General features: G+C 64.9%; 19 protein-coding genes and 3 tRNA genes. 7 read left to right on the forward strand and 15 right to left on the reverse strand.

The annotated features are described in order from the left end of the window. Position 1: 1 nt before the first annotated feature. Positions 2–1,282: an ABC transporter substrate-binding protein gene (locus AB4Z38_RS15510; RefSeq protein WP_441430527.1), complete on the reverse strand. Its 1,281-nt coding sequence runs from the start codon at positions 1,280–1,282 to the stop codon at positions 2–4. A 128-nt stretch (positions 1,283–1,410) separates the two neighbouring features. Between AB4Z38_RS15510 and AB4Z38_RS15515 the strand changes: the two genes are divergently transcribed. Next, entirely contained in the window at positions 1,411–3,294 is a 1,884-nt protein-coding gene (locus AB4Z38_RS15515; protein WP_441430528.1) for an alpha-amylase family glycosyl hydrolase, read from the forward strand. Between the two features lie 117 nt (positions 3,295–3,411). Here AB4Z38_RS15515 and AB4Z38_RS15520 read toward each other — a convergent pair whose 3' ends face one another. From AB4Z38_RS15520 to AB4Z38_RS15560, 9 genes are all read right to left on the reverse strand, one after another. Continuing rightward, positions 3,412–3,705: a hypothetical protein gene (locus AB4Z38_RS15520; protein WP_441430529.1), complete on the reverse strand. Its 294-nt coding sequence runs from the start codon at positions 3,703–3,705 to the stop codon at positions 3,412–3,414. A gap of 197 nt (positions 3,706–3,902) precedes the next feature. Further along, positions 3,903–4,514 (reverse strand): hypothetical protein, encoded by a 612-nt coding sequence (locus tag AB4Z38_RS15525; protein ID WP_441430530.1) that lies wholly within the window; start codon positions 4,512–4,514, stop codon positions 3,903–3,905. Further along, a complete protein-coding gene (locus AB4Z38_RS15530; protein WP_441430531.1) occupies positions 4,511–5,206 on the reverse strand; it encodes a DUF6286 domain-containing protein in 696 nt (231 codons plus the stop codon). Before AB4Z38_RS15530 ends, AB4Z38_RS15525 begins: the two co-directional genes overlap by 4 nt. Next, complete coding sequence (locus AB4Z38_RS15535; RefSeq protein WP_441430532.1) at positions 5,203–5,586, reverse strand: hypothetical protein; 384 nt, start codon at positions 5,584–5,586, stop codon at positions 5,203–5,205. The genes AB4Z38_RS15530 and AB4Z38_RS15535 overlap by 4 nt, the downstream gene beginning before the upstream one ends. Continuing rightward, a complete protein-coding gene (locus tag AB4Z38_RS15540) occupies positions 5,583–5,774 on the reverse strand; it encodes a DUF2273 domain-containing protein (protein ID WP_059388473.1) in 192 nt (63 codons plus the stop codon). The genes AB4Z38_RS15535 and AB4Z38_RS15540 overlap by 4 nt, the downstream gene beginning before the upstream one ends. Continuing rightward, positions 5,771–6,244 (reverse strand): Asp23/Gls24 family envelope stress response protein, encoded by a 474-nt coding sequence (locus tag AB4Z38_RS15545; RefSeq protein ID WP_441430533.1) that lies wholly within the window; start codon positions 6,242–6,244, stop codon positions 5,771–5,773. The genes AB4Z38_RS15540 and AB4Z38_RS15545 overlap by 4 nt, the downstream gene beginning before the upstream one ends. 302 nt (positions 6,245–6,546) lie before the next feature. After that, positions 6,547–6,622, reverse strand: a tRNA-Phe gene (locus tag AB4Z38_RS15550). 50 nt (positions 6,623–6,672) lie between these two features. After that, a tRNA-Asp gene (locus AB4Z38_RS15555) sits at positions 6,673–6,746 on the reverse strand. A gap of 100 nt (positions 6,747–6,846) precedes the next feature. Beyond that, positions 6,847–6,919, reverse strand: a tRNA-Glu gene (locus AB4Z38_RS15560). Between the two features lie 263 nt (positions 6,920–7,182). On the opposite strand from AB4Z38_RS15560, the gene AB4Z38_RS15565 reads away from it, so the two are divergent. Continuing rightward, on the forward strand, positions 7,183–8,091 hold the full coding sequence (locus AB4Z38_RS15565) for a DMT family transporter (RefSeq protein WP_441430534.1): 909 nt from the start codon (positions 7,183–7,185) through the stop codon (positions 8,089–8,091). A gap of 27 nt (positions 8,092–8,118) precedes the next feature. On the opposite strand, the gene AB4Z38_RS15570 is transcribed toward AB4Z38_RS15565, so the two are convergent. Then, complete coding sequence (locus AB4Z38_RS15570) at positions 8,119–9,039, reverse strand: carbohydrate kinase family protein (RefSeq protein ID WP_441430535.1); 921 nt, start codon at positions 9,037–9,039, stop codon at positions 8,119–8,121. A 32-nt stretch (positions 9,040–9,071) separates the two neighbouring features. Further along, positions 9,072–10,124: a LacI family DNA-binding transcriptional regulator gene (locus AB4Z38_RS15575; RefSeq protein ID WP_441430536.1), complete on the reverse strand. Its 1,053-nt coding sequence runs from the start codon at positions 10,122–10,124 to the stop codon at positions 9,072–9,074. Positions 10,125–10,285: 161 nt separating this feature from the next. On the opposite strand from AB4Z38_RS15575, the gene AB4Z38_RS15580 reads away from it, so the two are divergent. Both AB4Z38_RS15580 and AB4Z38_RS15585 read left to right on the forward strand, forming a co-directional pair. Beyond that, positions 10,286–10,768: a metallopeptidase family protein gene (locus tag AB4Z38_RS15580; RefSeq protein WP_441430537.1), complete on the forward strand. Its 483-nt coding sequence runs from the start codon at positions 10,286–10,288 to the stop codon at positions 10,766–10,768. A 10-nt stretch (positions 10,769–10,778) separates the two neighbouring features. After that, positions 10,779–11,699 carry a cation diffusion facilitator family transporter gene (locus tag AB4Z38_RS15585; RefSeq protein ID WP_441430538.1) on the forward strand — a complete coding sequence of 307 codons (921 nt, stop codon included), beginning with the start codon at positions 10,779–10,781 and terminating at the stop codon, positions 11,697–11,699. A gap of 74 nt (positions 11,700–11,773) precedes the next feature. Here the strand turns inward: AB4Z38_RS15585 and AB4Z38_RS15590 are convergent, their stop codons facing one another. Continuing rightward, positions 11,774–14,530, reverse strand: a complete 2,757-nt coding sequence (locus tag AB4Z38_RS15590; RefSeq protein WP_441430539.1) for a PEP/pyruvate-binding domain-containing protein — start codon at positions 14,528–14,530, stop codon at positions 11,774–11,776. 39 nt (positions 14,531–14,569) lie between these two features. After that, complete coding sequence (locus tag AB4Z38_RS15595; protein ID WP_441430540.1) at positions 14,570–15,619, reverse strand: universal stress protein; 1,050 nt, start codon at positions 15,617–15,619, stop codon at positions 14,570–14,572. Positions 15,620–16,017: 398 nt separating this feature from the next. Here AB4Z38_RS15595 and AB4Z38_RS15600 point away from each other — a divergent pair, with 398 nt between their 5' ends. Then, a complete protein-coding gene (locus tag AB4Z38_RS15600) occupies positions 16,018–16,746 on the forward strand; it encodes an FAD-binding protein (RefSeq protein ID WP_441430549.1) in 729 nt (242 codons plus the stop codon). A 16-nt stretch (positions 16,747–16,762) separates the two neighbouring features. Here the strand turns inward: AB4Z38_RS15600 and AB4Z38_RS15605 are convergent, their stop codons facing one another. After that, positions 16,763–17,419: a copper resistance CopC family protein gene (locus tag AB4Z38_RS15605; RefSeq protein WP_441430541.1), complete on the reverse strand. Its 657-nt coding sequence runs from the start codon at positions 17,417–17,419 to the stop codon at positions 16,763–16,765. A 114-nt stretch (positions 17,420–17,533) separates the two neighbouring features. Here AB4Z38_RS15605 and AB4Z38_RS15610 point away from each other — a divergent pair, with 114 nt between their 5' ends. Both AB4Z38_RS15610 and hutG read left to right on the forward strand, forming a co-directional pair. Continuing rightward, complete coding sequence (locus AB4Z38_RS15610; protein WP_441430542.1) at positions 17,534–18,976, forward strand: NCS2 family permease; 1,443 nt, start codon at positions 17,534–17,536, stop codon at positions 18,974–18,976. Positions 18,977–19,050: 74 nt separating this feature from the next. Further along, positions 19,051–20,028, forward strand: a complete 978-nt coding sequence (gene hutG / locus AB4Z38_RS15615) for a formimidoylglutamase (RefSeq protein ID WP_441430543.1) — start codon at positions 19,051–19,053, stop codon at positions 20,026–20,028. Positions 20,029–20,147 lie beyond the last annotated feature (119 nt).

Below are 20,147 nucleotides of genomic sequence, written 5' to 3' on the forward strand. Positions count from 1 at the left end.
GCTATTGGCTGGCCGAGTTGATGGCCGTGTCCATATCCGTCATTGCCTGATCGACGGACTTGTCACCCTTGATGGCAGCGTAGGCGTTGTCCTGGATGGCCTTGGTGACTGCCGGGTAGAACGGTGTGACCGGGCGCGGCACGGCGTTCTGGATCGAGGTCTTCAGCACCGGAAGGTACGGCAGCTGCTGGACCAGGGTCGGATCGTCGTACAAGGAACCGAGCACCGGGGCGAGCGAGCCCTGCGTTGCGTAGAACTTTTCAGTCTCTTCACTGGTCATGAAGGTCAGGAAGTCCTTGGCCGTTGCCTTGTGCGCCGAGTAGACGCTGACTGCGAGGTTGTGTCCGCCGAGGGAAGAGGCACCGGGGCCGCTCTTACCCGGGAGCGGAGCCATGCCGAAGGTGTCCTTCACCTTGGATGAGCCGTCCGTCTTGGCCAGGTTGTAGACGTAGGGCCAGTTGCGCAGGAAGAGGAGCTTGCCGTCTTCGAAGGACTGCCGGCCCTGTTCTTCCTGGTAGGTCACGCCCTGCGTGGGGATGTTTCCGTTCTTGTAGGCGGTGACCAGGTTGTTGAGGCCAGCCTTGGCCGCCGCGGAGGTCACGGTGGACTTGCCGTCGTCTCCAACGATCGTGCCGCCTGCCGAGTTGATGGCTTCAGCAGCGTTCACGGTGAGGCCTTCATACTTGGCCATCTGGCCGGCGTAGCAGTCGATGCCGTTCGACTTCGCGATGGAGCACATGCTCATCATCTCGTCCCAGGTCTTGGGCGGGGTGGGCACCAAGTCCTTGCGGTAGTAGAGGATGCCGCCGTCCGAGGTCTGGGGTGCCGCGAAGAGCGTGTTGTTGTATGTTGCCGTCTTGACCGTCGCAGGCAGCATCTTGGAGGTATCGATGCTCATCTTGTCCGTGAGCGGCTGCAGCCAACCCTTCGCGGCAAACTCAGCGGTCCAGATGACGTCCACGTCAACGACGTCGTAATTGACGTTCTTGGCCTGGAAGTTCTGGACCAAATCGTCGTGTTGCTGGTCCGCCTGGTCGGACTGCTCCTTGAAAGTGACCTTCTGGTCCGGGTGCGCCGCATTCCACTTATCGACGAGCGGGCGGACAACGTTGCTGTTGTCCTTGCCCTGGACGTAGGTGATTGGACCGCGTCCGTCGAGGTTCGCTGCGGCATCTCCGCCGCTTGAGGCTGTGCTGCCGCCACCGCCGCCACCACAGGCGGACAGGGACATGGCTAGCACGCCGGCAACAGCGGCCGGCAAAAGGTACTTGCGTGTGTTCATGCTGGGAACTCCTCAGTGAGTGGACCAGGTATTTCCGCAGTGCGGTTGATGTGGTGAGCCTCACATTAGTAAGCTTCCGGGTAGTAATGCAAGCGTTTACACAAAAATAAGTCATCGAGAGGAATCCAGTGCCGCACTCCCCGATCCCAACCCCCGGTTCCAGCAATTCCGCGTGGTGGGCAAGCGCCGTCGTCTATCAGATTTATCCCCGCTCGTTCGCCGACGCCAACGGCGATGGGATGGGCGACCTTGCCGGGGTCACCGCGAAACTGCCCTATCTGCAAACGTTGGGCGTGGATGCCGTGTGGCTCTCCCCGTTCTACAAGTCGCCGCAGACTGATGCTGGATATGACGTAGCGGACTACCGGGCCGTGGATCCCCTCTTCGGCACCTTGGATGACTTCGACGCCATGCTGGAGAAGGCCCACAGCCTGGGTATCAAGGTGATCGTCGACCTCGTGCCCAACCACACCTCGGACGAGCATGCCTGGTTCCGCGAAGCCCTCGCCGCCGCCCCGGGCTCCCCTGAACGCGAGCGCTACATGTTCCACCCCGGCAAAGACTCCAAACCGGGCTCCGGGGCCGGGGACCTGGCCCCGAACAACTGGAAATCCATCTTCGGTGGCCCCGCGTGGACGCGCCTAACGAACGACGACGGCACTCCCGGCGAGTGGTACCTGCACCTTTTCGATACGAAGCAGCCCGATCTCAACTGGGAGAACCCCGAAGTCCACGAAGAGATGCATTCGGTACTGCGCTTCTGGCTGGACCGCGGAGTTGACGGCTTCCGGGTGGATGTTGCCCACGGCCTGGTCAAAGAAGCCGGCTTGCCGGACTGGGAGGGCGAGGCAGCCATGGTCGAAGGTGGTTCATCCGCGCCGGGCGCCCACAGCGAAGCCGTCGAACCGCACACGGCACACCCCCACGTCGCTGCCGTAGCCGGGCCCGCAGGGGCGGCCGCAGCGACCGCCGTCGAACACAAAGTCAAGCCGCCGCTGGACCCACCGTCGCCCTTCTTCGACCAGGACGGCGTCCACGAGATCTACCGCGAATGGCACAGAGTCCTCGCCGAGTACGACGGCGACCGCATGCTGGTTGCCGAGGCCTGGGTCGAGCCTGCAGAGCGGTTGGCCCGATACGTCCGCAAGGATGAAATGCAACAGGCCTTCAACTTCGATTTCCTCTTGGCAGGCTGGGACGCGGAGCGCATGGCGGAGGCAATCGAATCTTCGCTGGACGCGGCGGGATCCGTCGAGGCGCCCTCCACCTGGGTCCTGAGCAACCACGACACCGTCCGGCACCCCAGCCGCTTTGGGCTGGCAGATCCCACCACCTTCCCCAAGGGAATCTCGGCGGAAGACGAACAGCCCGACGCCGGTCTGGGCCTGTCGCGGGCACGGGCAGCTTCCATGGTGTCTTTCGCCCTGCCCGGCTCGGCCTACTTGTACCAGGGTGAGGAACTCGGCCTACCGGAGCACACGTCCCTGCCGGCCGAAGCGCGCCAAGACCCCTCATTCTTCCGGACCAAGGGTGTGGAGCGCGGCCGCGATGGGTGCCGCGTACCGTTGCCCTGGAAATCCGCCGAGCCCGGCTTCGGATTCTCGGAAGCCGCATCGTCTGGTACGGGCGGCGCCGGTGCTGCTGGCAAAGCGCCCGCGGCCACTGCGAGCGAAGCGCCTGCGGTACCGTGGCTGCCCCAGCCCGAAGCATTCGGCGAGCTGGCTGCGGACGTCCAGGCCGGCGTCGGGGGCTCCACCCTGGAGCTGTACCGCTCCGTCCTGGCATTCCGCCGGGCCCACCTCCTGGGCTCGGGCACGTTCCAGTGGGCTGAGGAGCACGATCCCGCCAACGGAGTCCTTGCCTTCCACAACCGGGACGTGCTGGTGGTGGTCAACATGGGCACCACAGCGCTCCCCGTGCCGGCCGGGTTCCGGGTGGAACTCTCCAGCGATGGCGGCTCAGGCGGGACTTCGATTGTCCCGAATAGCGGGGCGTACCTCATGGCGAAGTAGGGTCTTCGCTTCCCGACCTTCTCTGACACGCAAACGGGGCCGACACGCAGCAAGTTGTGCGTGTCGGCCCCGTTCTGTAGCCAAAAAGGGTCAGGAAAGCGCCGTAATGGCGTGAGCCTACTTGCCGCCCTTGAAGAAACCGGCGATCTTGGAGCCGAAGCCCTTGGCGTTCTCGGCCACGTCCCCCGCGATTTCCTTGGCGTTCCCGGCAACATCCTTGGCTTTCTCTGCCACGTCACCCGAGAGGAACTCCTTGACGTGCTCCGCGGCGTCTCCGGCGAATTCTTTCGCGTTACCGACAGCCTCGCCGGCAAATTCCTTGACGTGCTCCGCGGCGTCGACTGCGACGTGCTTGGCCTGTTCAGCTGCGGCTTCGGCGCTTTGCTTGATGTTGTTGGTTTCTTCGCTCATGGTTTTCTCCTTGTTCCTGGTCCAAGTTGTTTGGTCCATCGGCTTGACTCGGACCCAAGGTCCGGTGCCGGCCGGGCAAGCCCAACCAAAGGGAAGAGTTCCCCCTACCCTTCAAACTATGGCCCCACGGACAGCTCTGCAACGCAAAACGCCCGGGAGGTAACGTAGCCATCCGATTAATAGGGGTTGGCGTCCGTTCAACGAACGCGCTCGGCCTTGCTGAACCGGGTCCGCGCGCCGGCCCCGATATGAATCAAGACGGGAGTCCTGCGCCCCACCACCACGTCCAGCGCCTCCACCAGACGGGAGATGTCCGCGGCCAGCAGGTGGGGGGAAACGCCTTGACGGGGCTGGACCCTGACCCGGAGCCCAGGACGACCGTTGACTTCGTAGGTTGCCACCGTTACGCCCGCGAGATCCGTACGTTCCGCGAGGGCCGCCTTGAGCGCCTGCTCGGCAAGGTTCCCGCCGATGTCGACGTCGCCAGGGGTCCGCGCGTCGTCGTACTCCGACACGATGAGGTTGGCGCGGCCTTTGCCCTGCTGCGACACCCACGACACCATGAGCACGATCAGCACAACCAGCACCGCTGCTGCGGCAACCCAGAGCCAGCTTTCCTCCCGACCTGGAATGCGGGTCTGCTCAGAGAGGTACTTGGCGTGTTCCCAGAGCCCGGCAGACCACCCTTGCCACCAACTTCCCACGGCGGGAACGGTGGCGAGCAGGACCAGGAGAATGCCGATGGCCAGCAGCTTCAGGCCAAGGATGCCGATCAGGATGCGGTTGAGGACGTGCGGGGTACCGTTCATGCCCCGATCACCCCGGACGTAGCGACATGGACGCGGACTGAAGGCATGGGCGAAGGGGCCATCTTTTGAAGTTCGTCCTCGACGGCGGCAAGGATCCGTTCCTCGTGCAACGGCACGCCCGAGGTGGGCCGGACGTTGACCACAACCAGCCGTTGCGAGACCACCACCATGACTTGCTCCTGGGTGACGTTCGCTGCTGTCCGGGCGGCTCTGGCCAGTGCGGAAGCGATGACTTCGTCGTCCACGACTACTCCGGCCCGGGGGTCCTCAAGCAAGTGCCGGGACTTTCTGCCGGGCAGGACCGCGTTCAAGAAGAAAATCAGGCCCACCATGGCCACGACGCCGCCGAGGGAACCAAGCAGCAAGGGCGAAATACCTCCGGGCAGGGCCGTGAGCCGTTCGGCAGCTGTCTGCGGATCGATGAGCCACGGTGGTTGGCCAATGGCGCGCAAAGCGGATTCGAGGAGGGCGTAGACACAGGCCGCAATCACAAGGGCTGCGGCCAGCCCGGCCATTCCCGCGCGCGAGGAACGGGTCTCACGCTTGAGGATGCGCTGAAGTCCGACGTCGATCGGGTCGCCGACGTCTGAGGTTCCTGGTGTCTGGATGACCGGGGCCTCGCCGTCGGTCGACTGCAAGTGCGCAGTGTCCGGGTGGCTGCGCCGGGCGTGCGGGGTCTGGGCGTGGCTCATTGGACGCGAGCTCCTTCGCTGATCCGTGCACCGCTGATCCGGATATCCACGCGGCTCAAGGTGGAACCGCTGAGCTCGGTGACACGCTCAAGGATGGCCGTCTTGGCAGCTATGGCCCGGTCCCAAACCGTCCCGCCGTATCCCTCTACCCGCAGGGGGTCCCTGAGGACTTCCGTCAGCGAGGGCACGCGGATCGGGGCGGCAATCGAGAGTGCCAGGAGACCGTCGTCGTCCGACCATTCGGCGCGAACATCCTGCGCCGAGACACCGAGTGCTTCCGCAGCGGCCGCCTGGGCCAAAGTGGTGAGGGCCTGGGTGCTGATCCGGTTGTGGCCAGCCAGGGAGACGGCCGGCTGCACAGCCTCAGCCGTGGAACTCATGACGATGAACGGCGGCCGGTGAGGGCATCCAGCACGCTGCGCAGGTCAAGCTTTCCGTCCGCGGCGCGGCCCAGAAGTGCACCGATGCCCATGAAGAGAAGGGCGATGATGAAACCCCACAGCCCGAATTGGAAGGCCATGAACGCCACGAAGGCGCCGATCCCGATACCGACAACGGTCAAGTTCACTGGAGTGGCTCCCTTTCCGATAAGGCGCCTTTTGTTCCGGCTTTGACAGACGGAGCAACGTAGACGTCGTTGATCTCAACGTTGACCTCGATGACTTCCAGCCCCACCAACGATTCGACCGCCTGATAGACGGCCGCGCGGACCTGGTTGGCGACATCATGCAAAGGGTATCCATAGACAGCCACGAGATTGAGGTCCACGGCCACTTGGGTTTCTCCGACCTCGGCGCGGACACCCGCAGCATGGTCCTGGCTGCCGACGGCATCTCGGATGGCTCCGAGGGCGCGAGAGGGGGCCGATCCGAGGGAATAGACACCAGGAACAGCCCTGGCGGCAATGCCTGCGACCTTGGCGACAGCGGAATCCGAGATCACTGTGCGGCCACTTCCCGCCACCGTTTGCCGGTCCTCGGATACCGGAGCCCCAACGGCTTCCGGTTCAGGCGCTGTGTAGCTTTCCTGCTGGTCCATTTAGCCCTCCCCTTCTCTTGAGTACCACCCTAGCGCTTGGCCAAGACAAGGCGGAGACAAGCCGACCGACGTCGTCGGATTCTGCTGGATCATTCCGGGTCGCGTAGCTTGCCAGCCGTGTGATTCCAGGGGGCCGGGGTTTGTCCATTCGAATGATTGGGCAGAATCCGTCGTGCACGCACGAAAATGACGCGCGTGCGCGGAAATGTTCGCCTTTTAGGGACAAACCGAATAACCCCGGGCTTTTCCCCTGAAGGTTAAAAGAAGAAAAGCGCCAGTTCCGAAGAACTGGCGCTTCCCAGTGGTGGCTCCGACCGGCGTCGATCCGGTGACCTTTCGATTTTCAGTCGAACGCTCTACCAACTGAGCTACAGAGCCTTAGGTGACAATGTCACCATGATTGCCGGAATTTCTTCCGGCAATCAGAGCGACCCTGACGGGACTTGAACCCGCGACCTCCGCCGTGACAGGGCGGCGCGCTAACCAACTGCGCTACAGGGCCTTGCTTGCAGTATCTCTACTACGATCGCGGTATCTCTACCGCTTTTTTCAAGGCTTCCAGCCTACCAGACTTTTCAGTCCGACTTGACCAGTTCCCTGCGTACCCCCAACGGGATTCGAACCCGTGCCGCCGCCGTGAAAGGGCGGTGTCCTAGGCCGCTAGACGATGGGGGCCTGGAACAATCCGAATTCGCGACGGTCAACAACGCTATGCGTTTACCGCTTCTCGCTCGTCCGAACTGGACTCTAAAACTTTAGAGCATAGTCGGGGATATTCCCAAATCGCGCCCCGCGGACCGGAAACCGGCCTCAAACCAGGAACGGAAACCGGCCTCAAACCACCGTTCAAATCCGCCGCGTCAGAGTTGGCGGTTTCTTGTTGAAAGACGTCCGAATTCCGCCAGTCCGTCCAGCCCCTCGCGGGCTAGATTGGCATCATGGCCACAAGCACACCAACCTCTCCGGCGACCACCACCTCCCGGACCATCAGTAAGCTCGGCATCGCCGCCGTCATCGTCACCGTTGTCCTCTGGGCATCCGCCTTCGTGGGCATCCGGGCCGTGGGGCCCAGCTTCTCCCCCGGCTCCTTGACGCTCGGACGGCTGGTGGTTGCCGCCGTCGCGCTCGGCATTGTCGCCCTGCCCAGGCTCAAGCGCTGGCCCAAAGGACGCGAATGGCTGCCCATCCTGGCCTACGGTGTCATGTGGTTCGCAGGTTACAACCTGGCCCTGAACGCCGCCGAGCACATGCTCGATGCCGGAACCAGCGCCATGCTCATCAATGTTTCGCCGATCCTGATCGCCGTCCTCGCCGGCGTCATCCTGAAAGAAGGCTTTCCGCGCTGGCTGATTATCGGCAGCCTCGTGGCGTTCGGCGGCGTTGCGCTGATCGCGCTCGGTTCGGGACAGCGCTCGACGGCGGACGTCGCCGGAGTGCTGTTGTGCCTCCTTGCCGCTGTGCTCGCCGCGGTGAGCGTGATTGTCCAGAAGCCTGTGCTGCGCAAGTTCTCCGCGGCACAGGCCACCTGGTTTGGCATCATGGTAGGCGCCGTGTGCTGCCTGCCGTGGGCCGGCCGACTGGTCGCCGAAGTGCAGGCCGCACCCCTTCCGGCCACTCTCGGCTTGGTGTATCTCGGGATCTTCCCCACGGCCATCGCTTTCACCACGTGGGCCTACGCGCTCTCCCTCATCGAGGCCGGGAAACTCGCCGCAACGACGTACCTGGTCCCGGGCACCACGATTCTGATTTCCTGGGCGGTCCTCAACGAGATCCCCACCATCTGGGGACTCGTGGGCGGCGTCATCTGCCTCGTGGGCGTCGGGCTGACGCGGCGCCGCTCCCGCTAGGATCACGTCCCGCTAGCGAGGCCGTCGCTACCTTGCCATCCCGGCGAGAAGCTCGCGGTGCGTGGGCGGGTTCGCTCCCGGGCGCCCCACGGTAATGGACGCGGCCATGGAGGCGGTCTGCCCGATGCGTTCGAGAACCGTGGGGGCAAGCCCTTGGCTGCCGCGCAGCAGCAGCCCGAGGATCAGTGCCGACATGTAGGAATCGCCCGCGCCGATGGTGTCCGCCACCACCGAGGTCACTGCGGGAACCGTCAGCTGGGTGTGCGGCGTCGCCATGAAGGAGCCTTGGGCGCCTCGCGTGACGACGGCCAGGCCTGCACCGAGGCCGAGGATGTGCCTGGCCGTTTCTTCCAGGGACTTGCCCGGGTAGAGCCAGAACGCGTCGTCGTCGCTGAGCTTCACGACGCTGGTCAGCGGTATGAGCTCCTCGAAAATGCGGAGTGCCTCGGCGTGGCTACCCAGGAGATCGGTGCGGATGTTGGGGTCGTACGTGACGATGCACCCGCCCTGGGCCTGCTCCAGGAGGGTCCTGACGACGGCGGCGCCGGGTTCGAGGAACGTCGCGATCGAGCCCGTGTGGAGGACCTTCGGGGCGTAAGGGAGTGCGGCGGGACCCAGCTTCCACTCGATGTCGAAGGTGTACTCGGCCGAACCGTCCGCGGCGATCTCCGCCGTCGCCGTCGCCGTCTTCGCGAGCGATTGCGAGCCCGGCAGGACAACCACACCGGCGCTTGCCAGGTGCGCCGCGATGGACTCGCCCCGGGAGTCACGCCCGACGGCGGTCAGCAGCCCGGCCTTCACGTCGAGCCGTCCGAGGCCGTAGGCGACGTTCGCAGGCGAGCCGCCGGGGTATTCGGTCTGCCCTTCGGGCGAGTTGACGATGTCGATGAGCGCTTCGCCGACCACGACGACGTCGAGCGGCTCGGACGCAAGGGGCGAGTGGTTCATGCGTTTCCTGTTCGTTGGTTGGTTGGTGAATTTCAGTGGCTATTGGTGATTTTCAAGGGCGCCGCCACGGAATGGCGTTCGACGAGGGGACATTCAAAGTATTCGGTACTGCCGTCACGCTCCGCGCCGGCCAGCAGCAGTTCGACAGCGCGGCGGCCCATCCCAAGGAAGGGCAATTCCAGCGTGGTCAGCCCGGGCCGCAAGTACGGGGCGAGCGTTTCCTGGTTGTCGAAACCCACCAGCGACACATCGTGCGGGATGGACAATCCGATCTGGGCCAGCGCTTGGTAGGCACCCCAGGCGGTGCGGTCATTGGCGCAGAAGATGGCGGTGGGTGGCTGCGGACCGGACATGAGTGCGAGGGCATTGTCGAAACCGCCCGATTCATGCCCGTCGCCGATGCGGTGGAGCCCGGGGTCGGGGTGTACGCCAGCCTCCTTGAGTGCCCGGAGATAGCCCGTATGGCGTCCGACGGCGGCGGGAAGCTCACCGTCCACCGCGCCGATGTTGATCATCGCGATACGCCGGTGGCCGGCGTCCAGCAGCCGTTTGGTGGCGGTGTAGCCACCCAGCTCCTCTTGCGGGGCGATGCTAGGAAAGCGCCCGGACCGGTCGCGCGAATTGAGCACGACGGCGGGCACCTCCGCCAGGACGTCCGGCACGTCAAGTACCCGGTGGTACATGGCGGCGTAGACCACTCCGGCCACCTTGTAGGACAGCATGGTCTCCAGCGAAGCGGCCTCGAGAGCTTTGTCACCGCCCGTGTTGACAGTCAGGAGGAGCAGCCCGGCCTCCCAAGCCCGGGCTTGGGCGCCCTCGATGATCTTGCCCGCGAATGGCGCTGTGGCCACGAAGTCGCCGACGAAGCCGATCATCCCGGCAACGCCGTCGCGGAGCACTTTGGCGTGGGCGTTGGTCCGGTACCCCAGTTCGTGGGCGGCAGCATGGACCCTGCGCCGGGTTTCCTCCGAAAACCTGGTTCCCGCGGCGTCGTTGAGCACCAGTGAAACCGTGGCCTGGGAAACACCGGCAGCGGCAGCGACGTCGTTCATCGTCGTGCCGGAGCGGCTGCCGGGGCGGGTCATGGGCTGGCCTGTCTGTTGGGGGCGCTGGTGGTGCTTGTCACAGGTTCCGCACGACTGGCTGGGCTTGACCTGGGACTGGGTTATACGAATTACCAGCCCGGAAAACTGTAGCTGTCATCACATCCGGCGTCAACGACCGGGCCGCGGACTAGAGTCAGAACATGCCCGCGAATTTACCTCCCGGCCTGCCGATCGTTCCCGACGGTGATTCCCCTGGCGGCCAGCGCATTTCCTCTCCGCTCCCTGGTACTGGCGGTGGGGTTGGCAACACCGTTCCATTCGAGTTGTCGCCGGAAGACTTCGAGGCCGCCGTCAGCGATGCCTTGCTCCTGATCCCGGACAAAGCGGCCCGGGCCATGGACAACGTGGCCATCTTCATCGAGGACGACTACATCCCGCAGCCTGGCGACGAGCCGGACACGGTACTCCTGGGCCTGTACGAGGGCGTGCCGTTGACAGAACGGGACTCTTGGTGGGATGCCGGTTCCCTCCCTGACCGGATCACTATTTTCCGGCAGCCGATCCTGGATATCTGCGGATCCCGCCAGGAGGTAATCGACGAGGTGGCCATCACCGTGATCCATGAGATCGCCCACCACTTCGGCATCGGCGACGACCGCTTGCACGAGCTCGGCTGGGGATAGCCTTGTAGGCATGGGGCACGATCACGACCACTCGCACGGCGTCACCGCAACCGGCAAGCATCGGAAGCGGCTGGTCGCCGTCCTGGCCATCACTCTCGGGGTAGTCCTCGTCCAGGTGGCGGGCGCCGTCGTCTCCGGTTCCCTGGCGCTGCTGGCTGACGCGGGCCACATGCTCTCCGACGCCGCTGGGGTCTTCATCGCGTTGCTTGCCGCCTGGATAGCCACCCGGCCGGCGAGTGATCAACGCACCTATGGGTACCAGCGTGCCGAGGTCCTGGCCGCACTGGCCAACGCCCTCATCCTGATCGTGATCTCAGTGGTGATCTTCATCGAGGCAATCCGCCGTTTCGGGGAGGCACCGGAAATCCGCACCGACGTCATGCTCTTTGCGGCCATCCTGGGTGCCGTGGCCAACCTGGTCTCGCTCCTGATCCTGCGTGGGGCGCAGAAGGAGAGCCTGAACGTCCGCGGGGCCTACCTTGAAGTCCTCGGCGACCTTTTGGGTTCGTTCGCGGTGATCGTCGCGGCGGTTGTCATCATGGTCACCGATTTCCGCGCGGCTGACCCCATCGCCTCCATCCTGATTTCGCTCATGATCCTGCCCCGGGCCTGGCACCTGCTGCGCGACGTGGTCGATGTCCTGCTGGAGGCCACGCCCAAGGGTGTCGAAGTCAAAATAATCCGCGAGCACATCCTCTCCGTTGAGGGCGTGGTGGCCGTTCACGATATCCACATCTGGACCATCACCTCGGGCGTTCCGGTCTTCTCGGCCCACGTGGTGGTTGAGGACCGGATCCTGGACGCCACCGGCGCCGACCGACTCTTGGACCAACTCGGTTCCTGCCTTGGCTCGCATTTCGACACCGAGCACTGCACCTTCCAACTGGAACCTGCCGGCCACTCGGCGCACGAAACCCACCAGCACGCTTAAAGCGTCGGGATCGTGGGCGCGGGCCGCTGGCTGCGTTCCGGAACGCAGCTTCCGGACCACGCCCACGGTCTCACCTAGATAGCCACCGTCCCCGCGGCACCGTCCACCGTGATCGTATGGCCTGAACTGATGCGGGACGTGGCATCCGGGACGCCCACGATTGCGGGAATCCCATACTCACGGGCCACGACGGCACCATGTGAGTTGGGGCCGCCCATCTCCATCACGAGTCCCCCGGCAGTCAGGAAGAGGGGCGTCCAGCCGGGATCCGTGGAGGGCGCCACCAGGATTTCTCCGGGTTCGAGATGCGCGCCCACCGGGTCCATGATCACCCTGGCCACTGCCGTCACCGTTCCCGCCGAAGCCGGGGTTCCCTGCAGCATGCCGTCCGGCACCGCGCCGCCCCGCGCTGCAGCCCCTGTCCCGCTGTTCAGGAAACCGGCGGGCAGGGCTTCCGGCTCGGTGCCGTCGGAGAGCAGCACGCGTGGCACGTGCCGGCGCTTGAGTTCAAGCTCGTAGGCCTCGCGCCGCTGCGCCACCAGATCGTGGAGATCCTTGCCGTCCAAGCCGAGGCGGGCGTCGTTGAAATCCAGGAAGAAGACGTCGCCGGCGTCATCGATGACTCCCGCGTCCGCCAAGGCCTCCCCTACTTCCGAAAGCTGGGCGCGGACCGCGGCGAAGCCACGCACGAGGTGGTACTTCGGAAGCTCACGGAGTCCCGCAAACATGCGTGTCCGTTCAAGGGCCATTTTCACGATCAAGGCGTGCAACGGACTCTTGGACCTCGCACGGGCCACCAGCACGGCGACCTGCTCCTCGGCGTCGTGGGCAGCATTTTCGAACTGTTTGTCCGGCGCCAAGCGGGGATCATCGAGGCGAAGGTAATTGACCAGGACTCCGATGATGTGGGTGGGGTCGTCGGACCAGCGAGGCATGCCCAGGTCGATTTCCGCGATGGCCCGGTGCCCGTAGTCGCGCAGGAACGAGGCCAATCCCGACTGCGCGACGACCGGCAGCCCGCCGTGGCGGTAGCGCTCCGCGAGCGCAGCGGGCTCGCCGCCGGTAAAGGCCTCAGCGGAAGCGGGATCTTCGCGGATGCTGCTCGAAAGCCGCCACAGGTCAAGGTCCATTTCAGTGGTGACGTTGTTGGGCAGGCCGCGGATGATGGTTTGGAGTTCACCCCAGGAGGCCTGTTCGCCGAGTATCTTGCGGACAACCCCGATCATCGCAAACCCGAGCGCTACCGGTGGCAGGATATTGGGCAGTATGGGGAACAATTCCTCGCCGAGTATGCGTTCGGCGTTGTCCAGCTTTTCACGGGGAGTGGCATTGGCGGGGACTTCATGCGTGGCCTTCAGGTTCTCGCCCAGCCGTTCCACCTTGTCGAGGGCAACGTCCGGCCGAAAGAGGGCGCGCAGCAGGATCCCAGGAAGGCGGAAGCGGAGCACGATCGGGGCAACGTGCCTGAGCAGCTTGAAGGGCGTCTTGCCGGTGACGGCGAAGCGCGGGTCCTCGAACAGGGCGCGCATGATGGCCGCCGAACGTGATTCCATGACGTCGAAGATCCTGGGCACGATGGCCCTCCCGGCCTTGCTTCGGAACACCGAAGTGAGGTCAAAATAGATCCGCTGCCCTGCCTCGTAGTAAGGCGAAGGCCCGTCCCGCGGTTCGGGAACCCGGAATCCCGCCGCGCCGGCTACCGAGGACCCCATGAGCCTGATACCCGCGAGGCCCATGGGAGTCAGGGGACGGGTGAGTCCTTGGGCGAGGCTGAAGCAAAGGTACGCATGCGGACCGGGAACTGCGGGTTGGCGGGTCATTTGCGGGTAGAGCGTGGTGATGGGGCGGGCCTGGGTGAGCCACAGTTTGCCGTCGCCATCGATGGCCCATTCGGTGTCCTGCGGTGCTCCGTAATGCTCCTCGACGCGCTGGCCGAGGACAGCGAGCGCCCTGATCTGGGAGTCGGCAAGGCAGGCATCCCCGGCGGTTCCGTCTTCTGCCCGCGCCGTCGCGTCGAGCCTTTCGGTCCCGCCTCCGGGAATGGAGCGAATCACCAGCTTCCGGTCGCCGATCCTTCGTTCCGTGATCCTGCCGGTGAGGGAATCCACCACAAAGTGGTCCGGATTCACCGCGCCGGAAACCACGGCCTCACCGAGCCCGGGATTGGCGTCGATCACTGCTTCGCGGCGCCGCCCGGTGACCGGATTGGCGGTGAACAACACACCTGCGGTCTCAGCATCCACCATCCGTTGGACGACGACGGCGAGCGTCACCGCGGCGTGGTCGATCCCGTTGCTTGCCCGGTAGCTGACCGCCCGGTCCGTCCACAGGGACGCCCAGCACTTCCGGACGGCCTGCAGCACGGCGTCGGCCCCCACGACGTTCAGGTAGGTGTCCTGCTGGCCGGCGAAACTCGCAAAGGGCAGGTCCTCGGCCGTGGCAGAGGACCTGACGGCCACCGGGACTTCCGGGCCCAGCGCGGAGTAGGCCGAGCGGACGGCGTCTTCAACGTCGGCCGGGATCCCGGCGTCGAGCACAGCTTCCCTGGCGCGGGTCGCGAGGGAAGCGAGCCCCTCAAGGTCACCGGATTCCACGGCCTCAAGGCCACGGAGAATGTCCGCGAGCGCCGACCCGGAGCCGGCATCGGGCTGAAGCGCGCGCCGGTATGCCTCGGTGGTCAGGCAAAACCCGGGCGGGACCGGAAGTCCCGCCCAGATCAGCTCGCCGAGATTGGCCGCCTTGCCGCCGACCTCTGGAAGCATGGTTGCCCGGATCCGGCGCAGCTCGACGATCAAGCGCGATGCCTCTCCGGGCTGTGCGTGCTTCACCATTGCTGTCCGCTTGCGTCCACCGGTCCTTGGGTTTGCCTGTTATGCGGCGAGCATCGGACCGAATTTGACCCGGTCCGCCAGCCTGGGGTCCTCGCGGTCGGGAACAACCAGCACGGGCCCTTTGGCATGGTGCAGGACTCCATCCGACGTCGATCCGAGGAGCATTCCTGCGAAGCCTCCCCGCCCGCGCGTGCCCAGCACCACAAGTTCGACGCTGCGGCTCATTTCCACGAGAACTTCCACGGGCGAACCGTCAAGGAGTTGGGTTTCCGCTGGAAGCTTGGGGAAGTGGCTCTTGAGCCACGCCAGGCCTGCGTCGAGCTGAACCCTGATGTCCTTGAAGAGTGCCTCCCGGTCCAGGGGTGCTGGAACCCACGCCAGGGAGCCGCTGTACTCGGGTACGGCGCAGATGACTCGCAGCTTGGCGCCCATGCGTTGGGCCTGCTCTGCGGCTTCCAGGACGGCAACACGGGCTTGTTCCGAGCCGTCCACGCCGACTGCGACCACATTCTCGATCACACGGGAGCCGACCTTCGCGCGCTCGGCCTTGATGTGCTTGTCCTCGGTAGTTTCACCCAATCGGTCCGCGCAGAAGAGCGGGACTGTCACGGTGGGGCACTTGGAGTGCGCCGGCAGGGCGCTGCTCACGGAGCCCAGGAGCCTGCCCACGAATCCGCCGCGTCCCCGGGTGCCGAAGACCAGGAGCTCGGCCGTTTCGGACAGATCGAGCAGCACGCCGGAGGCATCGCCGTTCTCCACCGAGCCATCGACGTCGATGGCGTAGCCGGAGACCTTCTCAAGGGCCTGCTTGACGATTGCTTCGGCGCCGTCCCGGATAACGGAGTCATCCACTGTTGCGTAGCCGCCGTCCAGGCCGGAAGCCGCGAAGATGGGCACGGAGTAGGCCGTCACTACATGCAGGGGAAGTTGCCTGCGTTCGGCCTCCCGGGCGGCCCAAATGAGGGCGCATTGGCCGTGTTCGCTGCCGTCAACTCCCACCACAATTCCGCCGGGCGCAATGGATGCTTCCTCTGCATTGCCTTCGGTCTCTGGTCGATGGTTCTCAGAGTGTTTGCCGTGCTGGTCCATGGGGCCTGCCTCCTCGCACTGCTGGCTGATGTTGCGGCTATTCTGCCAGAGGCCGCGCCCACAACGTGTTTCTCGCTTGACTGCCGTGAGTTGCGGTCTCCAATGCTCACTATTCTCGTTTGCAAGGGCCGAATCAAGCCGGAAGAAGCGTAGGTGGAAAGCCGCGCGGGGGCGTGGGAATCTGCCGAATCGGGGCGCGAAAAACGCATCGGCGGACATGCCGATGCCGGGGCTATCCACCACGTGATTTCTTCTGTAATGTTCGAGGCACTGGTGACCGGGGATCGTGTTTTTCAACACATCAACGGCCATCATTCGCGACCGCTTGGGGACCCGGACGCCACCCCGGTGTTGCCTTTGGCAACGCACCTTCAAAGAGGAGCCAAGCTGTGTCCACCATGCCTGCTGCGAGTACGGAACGCACCACCACCGTGGTCATCGGTGCCGGCATGCCCGGCCTTGCCGTGGCCAGCGAACTCAGCCGCTACGGCGTAGACGCCATCGTGGTGGACGGAATGCATGTCCCCGGACCTCTACTGCCGCTCAACACCGGCATCCTCCAGCGCTGCGACGCCGCCGATGCCGCATGCCTCCAGGAGCGCAGCGAAATCCTGCGGCACCTGCGCAATTACGCAGCCAGTCACGGGCTCGATGTGCGGAGCACCACGCGAGCCGTCCGCCTGGATCGCCTTGATCGCGTGGACGAAGCTGCCGTCGGGACCGTGATTTCCGGATCGGTAGCTTCCGGCTCCGGGCTTTCCAGCCCCGCCGGACCGGATCTGGCAGCACCAGGCGTGGCTTCCTCGGGCGTAGCCTCGTACCAGTGGGTCGTCCACACCGCCAACGGAGTTCTCTTGGCCGACCACGTCGTTGTCACCCGCTGTGGACAGAGCCAATTGCGGCGGATTCTTGCCGAGCTCGGCATCGCCATCGGCCAGAACCTTGTCGCAGCCATGCGGGCGATTGGAATGTATCTGGTTGGCGTCGGCGAACTTGCCACACCCACACCAAAGGAAGTCCTCCGCCAAGCCAAGGTGGTGGGCCAGGCGATTTCCGCCAAGGTCTACCCGGACAGCGTCCACGGGGCCCTCACGGGTACTTTTGCAGCAATTCCTGCCTCGGCCTAGGGTTTGAGCGGACCTCCTACGAGTCCTCGTCGTTCCCGGAACTATCAGGGTCGCTGGAATCATCAGCATCCCCGGAATCCCCGCCTGCCAGCCGACGTCGTGCGGTGATGCCCAGGAAGACCAGCAGGCCCGCGGCCACCACCGCGAAGACCACAATGCTCCACGGGAACGGCTGGGAGGCATCGGGCACCTTTTCCGGCGTAGCGGTCGAACCAGGCGCGGCAGTGCCGGCGGTGGGCACCTCCGCAGATGGTGCGGTGCTCGCGGAGCCGCTTCCCGCCGTCGTACTTCCTGCTTTGGCAGTGAACGTAAAGGTGCCTTCGATGGGGTGCGAATCCGAACTGACAACTCGCCAGATGACGGTGAATGCGCCGGCAGGCGCGCCAGGCCTCAGCTTCTGCGACACCACGGCGTCCACAATCTCGACGGAACCATCTGCCCAGTTCTGGCCTGAGGCGTCGTTCACCCGGATCTGTGAGCCGAGCAGGAGCGGCCGGTTGTTGAACGTGATGGACACGGAGTCCGGGACGCTGGCAACCGTTGAGCCGTTGGCCGGTGACGTTGACTCGGCGACGTCGTGCGCGAAGGCTGGGGCCGCTGAGAACAGGGCGGCAGAGATCAGAACCGCTGTGAAAGCGACGACGACGGCCAGCAGCTGGCGGATAGGGCGCATGAGCGAGTGACTCCCTTGGTGTTGGATTCCTTACAGACTAGGCGAATTCGCGGGAGGGCCGAAGCTGCGGGCATAGGATTTGAGAGCACACTTCCCCGATCCCCGGAGACTTCCATGCTCAAGCAGGGCTCAGCCATCGACCGCTACTTCAAGATTTCGGAACGCGGATCCAACTACTCGCGAGAAATCCGAGGCGGCTTCGCGACGTTCTTTGCCATGAGCTACATCGTGGTCCTCAATCCTTTGATCCTTTCCGGGGCGGACTCGAGTGGAACTTCCCTTGGCTTTGCCGCCGTCGCCGCCACTACGGCCTTCGTAGCCGGCATCCTGACGATCCTCATGGGAGCCTGGGCCAAGCACCCCTTCGCCGTTGCTACCGGGCTGGGCGTCAACGCCTTCGTGGCAGTCACGATTGCGTCGCACCCCGGCCTGACGTGGCCGGACATGATGGGCCTGGTGATGATTTCGGGCCTGACCATGCTGATCCTGGTGCTCACCGGTTTCCGGACCGCGGTCTTCAAAGCCGTACCTGAGGCCCTGAAGACCGCGATCGTGGTGGGCATCGGCCTCTTCATCGCCCTGATCGGCCTGGTCAATGCCGGCTTCGTACGCCGTATCCCGGACGCCGCGGGCACCACGGTCCCGCTGGGCCTGGGCGTCGACGGGAAGCTGCTTGGCTGGCCCACCCTGGTGTTCGTCGTGGGCCTCATCCTGACCATCGCCCTGGTGGTCCGCAAGGTGCGTGGCGCCATCCTGATCGGCATCATCGTCTCCACGGCCCTCGCGGCCGTCCTGGAGTTCACCCTGCACATCGGTCCGAGTTTCGACGGCAAGACCTACAACCCGCGTGGATGGTCCCTGGTTGCGCCCAAGCTCTCAGAGTGGGCCGCTCCGGACTTGTCCCTCATCGGCAAGGCGAACCCGCTCGGCGCGTTCCAGCACCTTGGCATCATCGCCGCCACGCTGTTGGCATTCGTGATCCTGCTCAGCATCTTCTTCGACGCCATGGGCACCATGGTGGGCCTGGCCAGGGAAGCAGGAAACATCGACAAGCATGGAAACATCCCCAACGTGGACCGTGTCCTGCAAGTGGACGCGCTCGGGGCGATCATCGGAGGCGGCTCGTCCGTGTCCTCCAACCAGATCTTCGTGGAATCCGGCGCCGGCATCGGCGAAGGTGCCCGCACCGGCCTCGCGTCGATTGTGACCGGCCTGCTGTTCCTGGTGGCCATGTTCTTCACCCCGCTCATCAACCTGGTCCCGTTCGAGGCCGTCGCCCCCGCCCTGGTGGTGGTGGGTTTCATGATGGTGTCCCAGGTGGGCAAGATCCACTGGCAGGACTGGGGTGTCGGCATTCCTGCGTTCCTGACCATGGCCCTCATGCCGTTCACCTACTCGATCGCCAACGGCCTGGGAGCCGGGTTCATTTCCTTCGCACTGATCCGCACGTTCCAGGGCCGGGCCCGCGAAGTCCATCCGCTCATGTGGGCCGTGGCCGCGGCATTCCTGCTGTTCTTCGGGATCGGTCCCGTCGAGGAAATCCTGGGCGTCAAGTAGGCCTTTCCGGAATACCGGACACCCTCCGCCTGCGAGCGGTGTTTTTGGGTGCCGTCATGCGCTGAGCTTGAATCATGGAGATTTCCCCCGCTGTTGCCGATGTCCGCCCGACGCCGTGGACTGGTCGCTTCGACGGCGACGGCGATGGGCACCGCCGCTGGTGGCAGGCCGTGGTGCCCCACACTCCCGATGTAGCCGCCCCAGGCGGGACGGAAGCGGGCTCCCGGCCCGCCGTCGTCGTGGGCTTCCGCAGCGACGAAGGCGTACGGCGCAACAAGGGCCGTATTGGCGCGGCCGCCGCGCCGGAGGCAATCCGCCAAGCTTTGGGCCCGATGGCTTTCCATCTGGACAGGGACGTGTTCGACGCGGGCGACGTCGTGGTGGAGGACGGCTCGCTGGAGGCGGGCCAGGAGCGCGCGGGCCGCGTGATTTCGGAATTGCTCGACGCCGGCAATCTCACCGTTCTGCTCGGCGGCGGGCACGAAACTGCTTTCGCCAGCTACCTGGGCGTGGCCGGCTCTGAGGCTGTGGCAAGCGGCAAGCGCCTCGGAGTCCTGAACCTGGACGCGCACTTCGACCTGCGGGACGAGCCTGTGCCGAGCTCGGGCACGCCGTTCCTGCAGATGGCTCGAGCGGAAGCCGCCGCGGGCCGCGAACTGAACTACGCCGTCGTCGGCATCTCCGAGCCCAACAACACACGCACCCTCTTCGACACGGCGGACCGGCTGGGCGTGAAGTACCTACTGGATGAGGACTGCTCCCCGGAGGCCGTGCAGGAATTCGTGGCTTCGTTTTTGGACGGGGTGGATGTGGCGTACCTGACGATCGACCTGGACGTGCTCCCGGCGTCGGTGGCTCCCGGAGTGAGCGCCCCCGCAGCGTATGGCGTGCCGCTGCCCGTCATCAGCGCGGTGTGCAAGCATCTTGGCGCGAGCGGGAAACTCCTGCACCTGGACGTTGCCGAGCTCAACCCGGAGTTCGATATCGACTCGCGGACCGCCAAGGTGGCCGCGCGCTTGGTGAACACGCTGCTGGGCAGAGCCCTCCCGTAGAGCCCTCCCTGACAGCGTCGCGGGCACCCAACTAACTCGCAGTAGTTGTCGTTTTGAGGCTTGAAAACGACATTAAGTGCGAGCTAGTTGGGCCGGGGCGGGGCCTTGGGTCCTGGCCT

The organism is Arthrobacter sp. 2RAF6, assembly GCF_052115205.1.
Lineage (GTDB): Bacteria > Actinomycetota > Actinomycetes > Actinomycetales > Micrococcaceae > Arthrobacter.